Origin of the sequence: Yersinia sp. 2542 StPb PI (genome assembly GCF_048593855.1) — a bacterium.
Lineage (GTDB): Bacteria > Pseudomonadota > Gammaproteobacteria > Enterobacterales > Enterobacteriaceae > Yersinia > Yersinia enterocolitica_E.
In genome coordinates this window covers 1-13,850 of the sequence record NZ_JAZGQA010000125.1, presented here as the reverse complement: position 1 = coordinate 13,850, position 13,850 = coordinate 1, and the positions used below count along the sequence as shown (strand labels likewise).

The following is a 13,850-nucleotide window of genomic DNA, read 5'->3' as shown; positions in this document are numbered from 1 at the left end:
GGAGCTTATCTATTTGAATATCTCGATATTTTATTGTAATCAAATCTACGTAAATTTTTAGGTTGTCAGCCTCTTCGTTATCGGCGATAAGTTATACAAGCAATATCGATATCTGGCTGACATGTGTAAAGATTTCGCCACGGGCAACCAATTGATTTACACTAAGTTAACTAATTATTTTGTTACCAATGGGATTTAATCCGTGAAAAAACATTCTTTAAAAGCCAAGCAAATAAAAACACTGGCTGCCTTAGCCGTCGCTACGGCCGTTTGCATGCCGACGGCAATGGCAGGAACCTGGTCTTTGGGGGCTTCTGCGTTAGTCAGCCCAGACCCTTACCGGGGTAAGAACGACCGTGTCTATCCGGTACCTATCATTTCTTATGAAAGCGATAATTTCTACTTCCGTACCTTAGCTGCGGGTTATTACTTGTGGAAAGATGACAATAATCGCTTATCAATCGATGCTTATTACTTACCGCTGCACTTTACGCCAGGTGACAGTGATGATCAGCAGATGAAGCAGTTGGATAAACGCCGCAGTACCATGATGGCGGGGATGTCATATTCTCATATTGAGGATTGGGGGACGTTGCGCGCTATGTTCTCTGGCGATGTGCTGGATAATAGCGGTGGTTTTATCGGCGATTTGGCTTACCTGTACCGCTTTAACGTCGATAGCTGGACGCTGACGCCGGGGGTAGGTTTTAACTGGAACAGTGGTGATCAAAACAGTTATTACTATGGCGTGAGCGGTGCTGAATCTGCCCGTAGTGGTTTGGCGCAATACAACCCAAGTGATAGCTGGTCGCCATATCTTGAGTTGTCGGTGAACTACAACATCAATCCGAATTGGAATGCGTTCTTTACCGGCCGCTATGTGCGCCTGGCCAGTGAAGTGAAAAATAGCCCAATGGTTGATGCATCATACAGCGGCGTGTTGTGGACTGGCGTGACCTATACTTTCCGCTAATTAATGACGCGGTAATGTTGAGCCATAAAAAATGGGGCATCGCGCCCCATTTTTGTGCCTAACGACATCTGGAACGTTAGCTATTTTTACGGCTACGGATGGTCATGGCAAGACGCGCCGGGGCGTCAAGTGTTGCCACCAACGGCTTATTCACTCGCGCTGTTTCCACGCAAACCATGGTTTTATAACCCTCATTTGGCATATCAACCATGCTACTAGACAACTCTGCACCTGGATTCCATGCCACTACATCACTTTGGTGATGATGATGTACTTCAATGGTGCGTTTGAGCGCCGCATCTTTGATCAAGCTATAGGCTTCGGGTTGTGTGTAGATACGGTCAGTCTGGCCGTTAAACACTAAATCGCCTTGTTGTGTGGCATCGGCAATTTTTAGCACTTTATCGAAGTATTTCTCACCCAGGCCACTGACTTTAATCTGGTCGATGTCGCCAATCTGGAAGTAAGTATGTAGCGCGGCTACTACCTGGTAATCACCGTGTGATTCCAGCTCCATTTCGCACTCATCACCCAGCTTGAAGCGGGCAATCAATGTGAAGGCATGCGGCCAGTATTTACGGGATTCATCACTGTCTTCCAGTGTGAAGGTTAGGATAACCCCATTCTCGTTTTCATCATGGGCACTGAGAGTCCATGGCAGTAGACGGGCAAAACCATGAGAAGGTTGTGCTGATGGACCAAACCAAGGCCAACAAATTGGCACGCCACCACGAATAGCGACGCCATCTTTAAACGGCGTGTTATTGCTCAGCCAAATGATAGGTTGCTCACCGCTAGGTTGATAGGCCAGCAAATGAGCGCCTTGTAGGCTTACTGCGGCACGCACCTTCGGATGAGAAACCACCACTACCGGCAATTCATCCAGTTGGCGTTGGCTGATGTAAGGCGAAATTTGTTCAACAACAGGTAGGGTGAATACTTTCTCGTTCATTCGTTTGGCCTTATGGGAAAGGGAGCAGGGATCCTTTGAACTTCAGACTCTCGATAATATCACAGGCTGTAAATCTTGTAGCAAATGGACGACACCGTAGTGGTGAATCATTGATATTGCGCAATTTATTATAGCTACAAATAAAAAAGCCACCCGAAGGTGGCTTTTGGCAGAAATCTACATCAATCCATTATTACTTGGAGATGTGAGAGATCAGGTCCAGAACTTTGTTTGAGTAGCCAGTTTCGTTATCGTACCAAGAAACCAGTTTCACAAAGTTGTCGTTCAGCGCGATACCGGCTTTAGCATCGAATACTGAAGTCAGTTTTTCGCCGTTGAAATCGGTAGAAACAACGTCGTCTTCGGTGTAGCCCAGAACGCCTTTCAGCTCGCCTTCTGAAGCCGCTTTGATAGCAGCACAGATTTCTTTGTAAGAAGCTGGTTTTTCCAGACGTGCAGTCAGGTCAACAACTGAAACGTTAGGAGTAGGAACGCGGAACGCCATACCTGTCAGTTTGCCGTTCAGTGCTGGGATAACTTTACCAACTGCTTTAGCGGCACCAGTAGAAGAAGGGATGATGTTCTGGGATGCGCCACGACCGCCGCGCCAGTCTTTATGAGACGGGCCATCAACAGTTTTCTGCGTTGCAGTAGTTGCATGCACAGTGGTCATCAACGCTTCAACGATACCGAACTTGTCGTTGATAACTTTAGCCAGTGGAGCCAGGCAGTTAGTGGTGCAAGAAGCGTTAGAAACGATTTCCTGACCCGCGTATTCTTTGTGGTTGACGCCCATAACAAACATAGGGGTGTCATCTTTAGAAGGACCAGTCAGAACCACTTTCTTAGCACCAGCAGCGATGTGCTTACGTGCTGTTTCGTCGGTCAGGAACAGGCCAGTTGCTTCAGCAACAACGTCAACGTTAACTTCGTTCCACTTCAGGTTAGCCGGATCTCTCTCTGCGGTAACACGGATGGTTTTACCGTTAACAACCAGGTGGCCGTCTTTTACTTCTACAGTACCGTCGAAACGACCGTGGGTAGAGTCGTATTTCAGCATGTACGCCATGTATTCAGCGTCCAACAGGTCGTTGATTGCAACGATTTCGATGTCAGAACGTTCCTGAGCAGCACGGAAAACAATGCGACCGATACGGCCAAAACCGTTGATACCTACTTTGATAGTCATATATTCCACCAGCTATTTGTTAGTGAATAAAAGGTTGGTTGTAAAATTACAAAAACCTTGCCGAGCGTCAAGCGGAATCGTGTCAATTATTGCTACAAATCAAACCAACGACGTTAGATCGAACATTAATCACGCGTTTCCAGATACGATTAGCCTCATTTTTATATTGGGGCGAATTATTCAGTTTAAAGTGAGAATCGGTAATATTTACGATTTTTATCACATTTATACCCAAAATGATTGGCGTTGCAGGTAGGCAGCTAGCGAACGAATCCCGATGAGCTTACATGAGTAAGTGATTCGGGTGAATGAGTGTAGCTAACAACCCTGCAGCGTCAACTATAAAGGGTATATGCGGTTGTCACTTTGATGGCATACAGTTTAGGACAATTTTAACTGCTTTGTTGTTAATTTTTTGTTATTATTAGGCATTGTTTTCGTTGACTTTATTCCCTGCCAGAGAACCGCACAAATGGCTAAAGAACTGAACTCTACACCAGATATTGAAAAACTGTCCGATATTCAGCGTCATGTCACCCAACAGCGCGGGACAGAAGCCCCGTTTAGTGGCAAATTGCTACATAACAAACGCGATGGCATCTATGAGTGCCTGTGTTGTCATCAACCTTTGTTTATCTCAGAGTCGAAATTTGACTCAGGCTGTGGTTGGCCGAGTTTTTACCAACCTATCAAAGATGACTCTATTCGCTATATTGATGATAATTCACATAATATGGTTCGAGTTGAAATTCGTTGTGGTAATTGTGATGCTCACTTAGGCCATGTTTTCCCCGATGGGCCGCAGCCTACGGGCGAGCGCTATTGCGTGAACTCGGCGTCATTGAATTTTGTTGATGACCAGAATGGCGAGCAGATTGCCGGTTGATACTCAACGATTATGCATGTTGAAAAATCGATTCAGCTTATTATTCGTTTTGTTAAGGATACTTTGATGGAGCTTGAAGACCTGATTTCAGTGATGACACCTGAAATTTACCAACGTTTGATGCAAGCGGTTGAGCTGGGTAAATGGCCGGATGGTGTGGCACTGACACCTGAGCAGAAAGAAAATAGTCTGCAAATGGTAATGCTATGGCAAGCCCGTCACAATGAGGATGCTCAGCATATGAGCATTGGCACTGATGGCCAAATTGTGATGAAAACCAAGCAAGAATTGAAACAGCAATTCAGCCAGCCAACATTGGTAAAACTGAAGCCAGAATAGGGCTGTTACCCACAAGATTTATCAAAATCAACGGAGCCGAGTGAGGCTCCGTTGGTGCTATTTTTATTGCCGGTTATTTGCTTGCTGAATCCATTTCAGCCAGCCACTGTGCCAGTGTTTGTAAGCTTGCCCCTGCTTTATGCATCGTATTTAGGGCGTGTTGACTGTCATGCGGTTGTAGGTTGACCCCGCGACAACCGTCACTGATGACCGTTGTTTGATAACCCAGAGCTAATGCATCCAAGACGCTATATTTCACACAATAATCAGTTGCCAGCCCCATAATGAACAAACGATCGATCCCTTGCTGCCGTAACCACTCATCCAAAGGGGTTTTGGCTCGCTGACCATTGTCAAAAAAAGCGCTGTAGCTATCGATATCAGGATCTTGGCCTTTACGGAACGTGGCATCAATTGCGTGTTGTTTCAATTGCGGATGTAAGGCGGCCCCGGGCTCATTTTGCACACAATGCACTGGCACCAAACTTGTGGTAACCCATCCAGCTCACCTACGGTACCCGATTCCGCATTTGAATTGATGGCAAAGCTGCGGTGTCCGGCAGGGTGCCAATCCTGGCTGGCAATAATAGGTATCTTTTTGCTAAGGCAGGCATCAATAGCTTGATTGGCAATGGCAATAACCTGGTCACCCTCAGCAACAGCCAGCGCCCCTCCCGGACAAAAGTCATTTTGTAAATCAATTAAAAGCAGTGCCGCATTCATTGATATTCCACCGGATCAGTTAGTGTCAGTGAGTTCACCACGCAGGTTTTGTTGCATTAACCGGCGAATGTCTTCAGGGGTTAAAGATTGACTCAATAAATAATGTAGTTTTGTCAGTGCGGCCTCGACCGTCATATCAAAGCCACTGATAACACCGGCGTGGGCCAGTGCATTACCGGTTGCATAGCCTTCCATATTGACTCTACCGGAAATACATTGTGTCAAATTCACTACCACAATACCTCGCTCGCTGGCATTTTTTAACTCATCCAGTAACTCGGCTTTTTGTGGTGCGTTTCCCACACCATAAGAACGTAAAATCAGGGCTTTAACGGGCTGCAACAGGAAGTTGCGCACCACCGCGCCTGATATCCCAGGATAAATAGTCACCACACCAATCGGTTGAGGGGTGATGTTATGAACAATCAATGGCCCATTATTGGCTGGTGACTCGACCGACGCCATACGCCGAATATGAATACCTGCCTCAAGCAGTACCGACAGATTCGGCGAGGCAAAAGCATCAAAACCATCAGCATGGGCTTTAGTGGTGCGATTGCCACGGAATAATTTGTTGTTAAAGAACAGACTGACTTCATTCACTGGGTGGTTCGCGGCCAGATAGAGGGCGTTAAGCAAGTTGGTTTGCCCATCAGAGCGCAACTCTGCCAACGGGATCTGAGAGCCGGTAACAATCACCGGCTTGGCCAGATTTTCTAACATGAATGACAGGGCCGAGGCTGTAAATGCCATGGTGTCTGTGCCATGTAAAATAACAAAGCCGTCGTATAAGCCGTAGTTTTGCTCAATATCGTTGGCAATATGCTGCCAGTCCTCGGGTGTCATATCTGAGGAGTCAATTAATGGCGCATATTCATGGATAGTGAAATCAGGCATTTCGGGGCGATGGAACTCAGGCATCAGCGCAAGTTGGCGTTGCAGATGGCCGGATACGGGGATGTATCCATGTTCCGAGCGCTGCATACCGATGGTACCGCCAGTATAGGCAACATAAATAGATTTCTTCTGCATGAGCATGAGGGCCTGAAAAGTAGTACTGAATAAGATGGGTGAATTATAGGGAGACTGACGAGGAAAAAAAGCCCGGCGGGTGCCGGGCGGAGTATTTTGATTAATTTTCTAGCGGACATCACCACAGGTTAGGCATAACGCATAGCGATTCTGCGGGTCATTCAATGTACTGAGTAAACTTGGCTGCTCTTGCACGGCTTGCGCCATGGCAGATAGCGGGGCAGGTATCCAAGCCTGAATGGCGGCTGGTAACATAGCTTGTACCGATGCGCTCATTTGGCCGAAAATCAAGTCACTAAGACTCGGCTCATCAACAAACCAATTCAACTGCCAGGTTTTCAGTTGCGCCAGCTCCGCGACCTTCTTCACCGCGTCATCAAAGTCACCTAACTGATCCACCAGACCGTTACTTTTAGCATCAATCCCAAGCCACACATGGCCCTGTGCGATTTGATCCACTTGTTCAGGGGTTTTATGGCGTGAAGTTGCGACCAGGTCAATAAAGGTCTTGTAGCCATTTTCGATATTGATTTGCATCATCTGCGAAAACTCAGGCGGCAAGTTTTTAGTAATCGAAATATCGGCTAATGGCGACGTGGCTACGCCGTCAGTATGAACACCAATACTTTCCAGTGAATTTTGGAAGGTATTAATCACGCCGAAAATACCAATCGAGCCGGTAAGGGTGCTCGGGCTGGCAACGATATAGTTAGCGGGTGTGGAGATCCAATATCCACCCGATGCCGCCATTCCCCCCATCGATACCACCAAGGGTTTATTGGCTGCGCGTAACGCCGCTAATTCTGAACGAATCAACTCAGAGGCGCTGACACTGCCCCCAGGGCTATTTACTCGCAGAATTACGGCTTTAATTTTTGGATCTAAACGCGCCTGGCGAATCTGTGCTGCCAGCGAGTCGCCACCCACGTTGCCCGGAGTTTGCGGACCATCAATGATGGCGCCGTTAGCAAAAATAACCGCTATCTGCTCGCCCTGCTGTGGTGTAGGTACCGGTTGATAGTCATAAATACTGACGTAATTAAAGTCGTTATTCTTTTTATCCCAACCAAAGGTTTTAACCAACTCGGTTTCTACCTCAGGGCGTGACGCTAATGTATCCACCAGTTTATTGTCCAGCGCATATTTTGCCGGAGAACCGCCAGCGGCTTGCAACCCACTGATAACACCCGCGGCACCTGGGAACAGCTGCTCTGGCGTTAACTGCCGGTTGGCAGCAACCGCAGTAAGATAATTTTGCCATAATCCACCAATCCAGCGGCTGTCTGCTTCACGTGCAGCCGGTGACATATCATCACGAATCATCGGTTCAACCGCGGACTTATAGGTGCCAACCCGGAAGATATTCGTGGTGACTTTAAGTTTTTCCAGCAACGATTTGTAATAGAGGTTATTACTGGCGAAACCATGCAGATCGACCGCCCCTTGTGGCGATAGATAGATTTTATTAGCAAAGCTGGCTAAATAGTATTGGGTTTGATTATAGCTATCGCCAATTGCATAAATTGGCTTACCGCTGTCACGGAATTCCCGCAGCGCTTTACCTATATATTGCAATGAAGGTTGGTCGGCACCGGTAAAATCACTCAGTGACAGCACCAAACCGGTAATATTGTTATCGGTTTTTGCCAGACGAATAGTTTCGACAATATCAAACAGCGAGTTTTCCTGTAGGCGATTACTGGATGCCCCTAAGAACTCACGCCCCAGTTGACGTAATTTATTGTTTACTGCGGGCTGATCAACCACCACGCCACTTAAATTTACCAGCAGCGCGCCTTTAACCGGTTCTGCTGGTTTACTTTGGAACTGAAGGTAAATACCCACACCGACTAAAATTAACAGTATTAAGAACAGATTAAGAATAAATTCCCTGACGAAATTAAGCAGACGCCAGGTCCACTTGAAAAAGCCAGCAATAATTCGCCACAAAGTGCGCATGTTATCTCCAACAAAACCGGGCAAGTACGGTTATCCTAATGACCTGACGAACAAATGTCAGCTTTAAATCACTGTTAAGCCTAGCCGAAAGGTCAACACTGGCAACAAAACGACAACTTATGCTACCGTGCTGAAAATGAAAATCGTTATCAGGAGAGAATGATGGATGCGTTAGAACTGTTACTTAACCGCCGTTCGGCGTCCCGTTTGACCACCCCAGCGCCAACGGGTGAGGCATTGGATCATATTATCCATGCGGGCATGCGGGCACCTGACCATGGCACATTGCAGCCATGGCGCTTTATTTTGATTGAAAATGAGGGGCTGGAACGTTTTAGTCAATTGTTACAACAGGCAGTACAACATGATGGGGCTGATGACGCGGTATTGGAAAAAGCGAAACAAGCACCGTTTCGTGCGCCGCTAATTATTACCGTTATTGCCCATGTCACTGAAAACCCCAAAGTGCCCAATTGGGAACAAGTGGTTTCCGCCGGTTGCGCGGTACAAGCAATGCAAATGGCTGCGCTGGCTCAAGGTTTTAATGGTATCTGGCGTACCGGTTCCTGGACCCATCATCCCGTGGTTCGTCAGGGGTTTGCCTGCCGTGAACAAGATGAAATCGTCGGCTTCCTTTATCTCGGCACACCACAACTGAAGTCAGCGACGAAAGTGACTCCACTGGATCACACCACTTTTGTGAGCTATTTCTGATAGTTATATGGTCTATAATCGATAGGTTTCAAGGCGGCAGCGAAGAAGCAAATCGCTTGGGGCCGTCTTGAACATCACAGCTTATGCACTTTTATAGGAACTAAGCTGTGTTTTCGTCTGCTTTGTGACCAACCTATCTGCCCGACAGCGGCCTCTACTTACCAAGCCACGCCATAGGCGCTACCATAGGCAGTCTGGATACTAGTCCTACGAGCATAATTCCTCAATAAACTGCTTATTACTGACCATCACACGGGAGAGTGTTATGACACCGCCAGCGATACGTCTTACCCAATACAGCCACGGAGCGGGCTGCGGTTGCAAAATTTCGCCCAAAGTTTTGGATAAGATATTGCATACCGATCAGCAGAAGCTTCTTGACCCTCGGCTGTTGGTGGGGAATGAAACGCGTGATGATGCAGCAGTTTATGATATTGGCGGCGGTGTTGGCATCATCAGCACGACCGACTTTTTTATGCCGATCGTTGACGATCCCTTTGATTTTGGCCGAATTGCAGCCACCAATGCTATCAGTGATATCTATGCGATGGGCGGTAAACCCATTATGGCGATTGCCATCCTGGGCTGGCCGATAGATAAACTGGCACCTGAAGTTGCCCAACAGGTTATCGAGGGCGGGCGCTATGTTTGCCAGCAGGCCGGTATTTCTCTGGCAGGGGGGCATTCCATTGATGCACCTGAGCCGATTTTCGGTCTGGCGGTCACCGGAATCGTCAGCACTGAGCAGGTTAAGAAAAACAGTGCCGCGCAGGCTGGTTGTAAGCTGTTTCTGACCAAACCGCTGGGTATTGGTATTCTGACGACGGCAGAAAAGAAAAGTAAGTTGCGACCTGAACATCAAGGGGTAGCAACAGAAACCATGTGTCAGTTGAATAAATCAGGGGCGGACTTTGCCAGTATTGCCGGTGTCACTGCCATGACCGATGTTACCGGGTTCGGCCTGTTAGGGCATTTAAGCGAAATTTGTCAAGGATCTGGTGTTCAGGCCAAATTACATTTCTCGGCTATACCGCGCTTACCGGCGGTTGAAGAGTATATTGCTGCGGGTTGTGTGCCGGGGGGAACTGGGCGTAATTTTGACAGTTATGGCCACCTGATCGGCGAGATGACCGAGTTACAGAAAACGTTATTGTGTGACCCACAGACTTCCGGTGGTTTGTTGTTAGCCGTATTGCCTGAAGCGGAGGCTCAGGTGCAGGCTATTGCGGCTCAGCACGGTATGACGCTCAGTTCTATTGGCGAGTTGAGCGCTGTGGATAACCGCCGGGCGTTGATTGAGATTACAGAATGACCTTTTCTTTGATGCATTTTTGCGGTGAATGATGCGACTTTTTATTGCTGAAAAACCCAGTTTGGCGCGGGCGATTGCCGATATTTTGCCAAAGCCGCATCGTCGAGGCGATGGATTTATTGCCTGTGGCAGTGATCAAATGGTGACCTGGTGTGTGGGTCACTTGCTGGAACAGGCCCAACCTGATGCTTATGACAGCCGCTATGCACGTTGGTCGTTAGCTGATTTACCTATTATTCCTGAAAAATGGCAACTACAGCCTCGGCCCTCGGTCAGTAAGCAATTGAATGTTATCAAACAACTTTTGCAACAGGCCGACGAAGTGGTGCATGCCGGTGACCCGGACCGCGAAGGGCAACTGTTGGTTGATGAAGTATTGGATTACCTCGATTTGGTGGCAGAGAAGCGGCAAAATGTCCGCCGTTGCCTGATTAACGATCTCAACCCGCAGGCAGTGGAGCGTGCGGTGGAGCGTTTGCGTTATAACCGCGAGTTTATCCCGTTATGTGTTTCGGCATTGGCCCGCGCCAGAGCCGATTGGCTATATGGCATCAATATGACCCGTGCCTATACTATTCTTGGGCGCAATGCAGGTTATGATGGTGTTTTGTCAGTAGGGCGGGTACAAACGCCGGTATTAGGCTTGGTTGTCCGCCGTGACGAAGAAATTGAAGATTTTATTCCCAAAGACTTTTTCGAAGTTAAAGCCCATATTGTCACGCCTGCGGATGAGCGTTTTATTGCCCTATGGCAGCCGAGTGATTCTTGCGAGTCATATCAGGATGAAGAAGGGCGCTTGTTGCATCGGCCACTGGCTGAACATGTGGTTAATCGCATCACGGGTCAGCCTGCATTTGTAACCTCCTATAATGATAAACGGGAATCAGAAACCGCACCGTTACCCTTTTCCCTTTCGACATTGCAGATTGAAGCCGCTAAACGCTTCGGTTTGAGCGCCCAGCAAGTTCTGGATATTTGTCAGCGTTTATATGAAACGCACAAATTGATTACGTATCCGCGTTCAGATTGCCGATACCTACCAGAAGAGCATTTCGCTGGGCGTCATTCGGTATTGAATGCCATCAGCATTCATCAGGCTGACTTATTGCCGTTAGAGGTAATGGACAGTGATCGGCGTAATCGCTGCTGGGATGACAAAAAAGTCGATGCCCACCATGCCATTATCCCAACAGCACGGGCCAGTAAGGTGAATCTAACCACTGATGAAGGCAAAGTTTACCGATTGGTAGCACAGCAGTATCTGATGCAATTTTGCCCAGATGCACAATTTCGTAAATGTGTCATTGAGCTCGATATTGCTGGCGGCAAGTTTGTCGCTAAGGCCCGTTTTCTGGCGGAGGCGGGTTGGCGTACCTTGCTTGGTAGCAAAGAGCGTGATGAAGAAAATGAAGGCTCGCCGTTGCCGGTGGTGGAGAAAGGTGCTGAATTATTGTGTGAACGGGGTGAGGTTGTTGAACGGCAAACTCAGCCGCCACGACCATTTACCGATGCCAGTTTATTATCAGCGATGACCGGAATCGCGCGGTTTGTGCAGGATAAAGAGCTGAAAAAAGTGTTACGCGCAACGGATGGGTTGGGTACTGAGGCAACACGAGCTGGGATTATTGAGCTACTTTTCAAACGTACTTTTTTATTCAAAAAAGGGCGTTATATTCATGCAAGCCCTGCGGGAAGAGCATTGATTCATGCGCTGCCTGATATTGCTGCACGGCCCGATATGACGGCCCATTGGGAATCGACACTGACACAAATCAGTGAGAAAAATTGCCGCTATCAGGACTTCATGCAGCCACTGGTGGCAACATTGCAAGATTTAATCAGTCAGGCAAAACAAAATCGCTCACCTCAGGTATTTCGTGGGTTGCCAGCCGCACCGTCTGGGGCGATAAAGAAACGTAAAAAAGCACCGTCCAAAACCAAGGATAATAAGTCATGAGAATATTGTTATTGCTAGGTTGTATTGGTTTTGCCTCGCTTATTTCTACTGCGGCGATGGCCAATCGTAACAATGTCGATGTTGTTGTTCCTTTGCCACCTGAAATATGGAATAACTCATCAAATCGCAACACGAATAATAATCCGTGCACTCGCTGTTGTGTCTATCAAAATCAGAATTATTCTGAAGGTGCTGTATTGCGCGTTGAAGGTGAGGTCTTGCAGTGTGTGCGTGATAGCAGTGTGATCGGTACCAATCCATTGATTTGGAAGCGGTTGACCAGGTAACAGGCTAACGTTTCTGGGCAATAAACGCATCTAAAAGCGGAACATCGGCGGGTGCCAGGGGGTAACGGTAAGCCTCCTCTGGTGCCAGCCAGACCACTGCGGAATGACAATGCAATGCTAGCTTGCCGCTGAAACTCTCAACGAGCCAGGCATGCAATCTGATGGTCTGTTTATCTGAATCCCATTGATTGGTGGCGATATATCGGGTCACTGATGCCTCAATATTCAACTCTTCGGTCAGTTCACGTATCAGCGCCTGAGGTTGGTTCTCTCCCGCCTCGACTTTCCCTCCAGGAAACTCCCACAAACCGGCCTGATCACGGCATGAGTCCCGCTGAGCCAGCAGAATCTTACCATTTTGTTCAATAATGGCGGCGACAACATCAATCATTTTTTGTTTATCCAGCTTTGGTCGCGTATTTGCCAGTGGTAGGCCTGTGTTGCCAAGACTACCACTGACGTTATCAGAGTTCGAATTCAGACCATACTGGTGCGTGGTCTGAGGGCTTTTCCATGCCGCGAATCGCATAATCAATTCCTGTCGCAACGCAGCGGGCAGCCAGTGGCTGACTTGCCAACAATAAATCTATACGCAGGCCTCTATTCTCATCAAAACCACGGGAGCGATAATCAAACCACGAAAATTGATTGTTACACTCAGGATTAGCTGCACGGAATGTATCAACCAGCCCCCAGTTTTGTAAACGCTCCAGCCAGGCACGCTCTTCAGGCAGAAATGAACACTTACCTGTGCGCAGCCAACGTTTACGGCTCTCTTCGCCAATACCAATATCCAGGTCAGTTGGACTAATATTTAAATCCCCCATAATCAGTACCTGAGCATCTGCTGAAAGTTGTTGTTCCAGATATTGTTGTAAGTCAGCGTAAAAACGCTCTTTTGCTGGGAATTTTATGGGGTGATCACGGCTTTCCCCTTGGGGGAAATAGCCATTAATAACAGTGAGAGGACCATTTGGCGTTGCAATATCAGCCATTATAATACGACGTTGAGCATCTTCTTCATCAGTAGGGAAGCCACGACGAACAGCCAATGGTTCATTTTTGGTTAACAGCGCCACACCATAATGACCTTTTTGCCCATGATAAAAAACGTGGTAACCATGCTGACTGACCTCCTCAAGGGGAAACATATCATCATGTACTTTCGTTTCCTGAAGGCCGATAACCTCTGGTTGATGTTGCTCGATTATCGCCGCTAGTTGATGTGGTCGAGCACGTAGGCCATTGATATTAAAAGAGACAAACTTCATGGTTAGCACCGTTTATTCGATAAAAATGATTTCAGATATTAGCAGATACTGAATAAAAATGTAACGCACGGGTAAAGAATAAAGAAATTAGATAATATCGGTTGATAACGAAAGTGAAATAAAATAATACCAATGAATTTGGCTAGTAATTCTATTTGCCATTTATAGTTATTAAAATTTAAGTCGCCATTCAGATGTCTATTTATTCTTTAAATTGATTATCTGGAGGTGGCCACTATTAAAATATAACGTGAAC

The 13,850-nt window shown here is 47.3% G+C and carries 13 protein-coding genes and 1 pseudogene; 7 read left to right on the top strand and 7 right to left on the bottom strand.

Translation table 11 applies throughout. The features are described from left to right. Positions 1-202: 202 nt before the first annotated feature. Entirely contained in the window at positions 203-973 is a 771-nt protein-coding gene (locus tag V1952_RS14855; protein ID WP_372558945.1) for a MipA/OmpV family protein, read from the top strand. 76 nt (positions 974-1,049) lie between these two features. On the opposite strand, the gene V1952_RS14850 is transcribed toward V1952_RS14855, so the two are convergent. Both V1952_RS14850 and gapA read right to left on the bottom strand, forming a co-directional pair. Further along, the gene (locus tag V1952_RS14850; protein ID WP_420075002.1) at positions 1,050-1,925 is read right to left on the bottom strand and encodes a D-hexose-6-phosphate mutarotase; all 876 of its coding nucleotides are present in this window, start codon (positions 1,923-1,925) and stop codon (positions 1,050-1,052) included. A gap of 193 nt (positions 1,926-2,118) precedes the next feature. Next, the gene (gene gapA / locus V1952_RS14845) at positions 2,119-3,114 is read right to left on the bottom strand and encodes a glyceraldehyde-3-phosphate dehydrogenase (RefSeq protein ID WP_032819960.1); all 996 of its coding nucleotides are present in this window, start codon (positions 3,112-3,114) and stop codon (positions 2,119-2,121) included. 472 nt (positions 3,115-3,586) lie between these two features. On the opposite strand from gapA, the gene msrB reads away from it, so the two are divergent. Together msrB and V1952_RS14835 are read left to right on the top strand one after the other, a co-directional pair. Beyond that, positions 3,587-4,000 carry a peptide-methionine (R)-S-oxide reductase MsrB gene (gene msrB / locus V1952_RS14840; protein ID WP_372558947.1) on the top strand — a complete coding sequence of 138 codons (414 nt, stop codon included), beginning with the start codon at positions 3,587-3,589 and terminating at the stop codon, positions 3,998-4,000. Between the two features lie 66 nt (positions 4,001-4,066). Further along, positions 4,067-4,339 (top strand): YeaC family protein, encoded by a 273-nt coding sequence (locus V1952_RS14835; RefSeq protein WP_083163662.1) that lies wholly within the window; start codon positions 4,067-4,069, stop codon positions 4,337-4,339. Positions 4,340-4,412: 73 nt separating this feature from the next. On the opposite strand, the pseudogene pncA reads toward V1952_RS14835, so the two are convergent. The 3 genes and pseudogenes from pncA to sppA form a co-directional block, all read right to left on the bottom strand. Next, positions 4,413-5,062 (bottom strand): annotated as a pseudogene (gene pncA / locus V1952_RS14830) (bifunctional nicotinamidase/pyrazinamidase). A gap of 15 nt (positions 5,063-5,077) precedes the next feature. Then, positions 5,078-6,094, bottom strand: a complete 1,017-nt coding sequence (ansA, locus tag V1952_RS14825; RefSeq protein ID WP_420071922.1) for an asparaginase — start codon at positions 6,092-6,094, stop codon at positions 5,078-5,080. 108 nt (positions 6,095-6,202) lie between these two features. Further along, complete coding sequence (gene sppA, locus V1952_RS14820) at positions 6,203-8,053, bottom strand: signal peptide peptidase SppA (protein ID WP_372558950.1); 1,851 nt, start codon at positions 8,051-8,053, stop codon at positions 6,203-6,205. A gap of 162 nt (positions 8,054-8,215) precedes the next feature. On the opposite strand from sppA, the gene V1952_RS14815 reads away from it, so the two are divergent. The 4 genes from V1952_RS14815 to V1952_RS14800 all read left to right on the top strand — a co-directional run bounded on the left by V1952_RS14815 (position 8,216) and on the right by V1952_RS14800 (position 12,323). Then, on the top strand, positions 8,216-8,767 hold the full coding sequence (locus V1952_RS14815) for an NAD(P)H nitroreductase (RefSeq protein ID WP_372559897.1): 552 nt from the start codon (positions 8,216-8,218) through the stop codon (positions 8,765-8,767). 265 nt (positions 8,768-9,032) lie between these two features. Then, positions 9,033-10,079, top strand: a complete 1,047-nt coding sequence (gene selD / locus V1952_RS14810; protein WP_420075001.1) for a selenide, water dikinase SelD — start codon at positions 9,033-9,035, stop codon at positions 10,077-10,079. A 31-nt stretch (positions 10,080-10,110) separates the two neighbouring features. Continuing rightward, complete coding sequence (locus V1952_RS14805) at positions 10,111-12,036, top strand: DNA topoisomerase III (protein WP_193784666.1); 1,926 nt, start codon at positions 10,111-10,113, stop codon at positions 12,034-12,036. Then, complete coding sequence (locus tag V1952_RS14800; RefSeq protein WP_372558951.1) at positions 12,033-12,323, top strand: DUF1496 domain-containing protein; 291 nt, start codon at positions 12,033-12,035, stop codon at positions 12,321-12,323. Before V1952_RS14805 ends, V1952_RS14800 begins: the two co-directional genes overlap by 4 nt. 4 nt (positions 12,324-12,327) lie before the next feature. Here the strand turns inward: V1952_RS14800 and V1952_RS14795 are convergent, their stop codons facing one another. Then, positions 12,328-12,714, bottom strand: coding sequence for a pyrimidine (deoxy)nucleoside triphosphate diphosphatase (locus V1952_RS14795; protein WP_372558952.1), 387 nt, complete (start codon positions 12,712-12,714; stop codon positions 12,328-12,330). Positions 12,715-12,787: 73 nt separating this feature from the next. Then, entirely contained in the window at positions 12,788-13,594 is an 807-nt protein-coding gene (xthA, locus tag V1952_RS14790; protein WP_420075000.1) for an exodeoxyribonuclease III, read from the bottom strand. Positions 13,595-13,850: the final 256 nt, after the last annotated feature.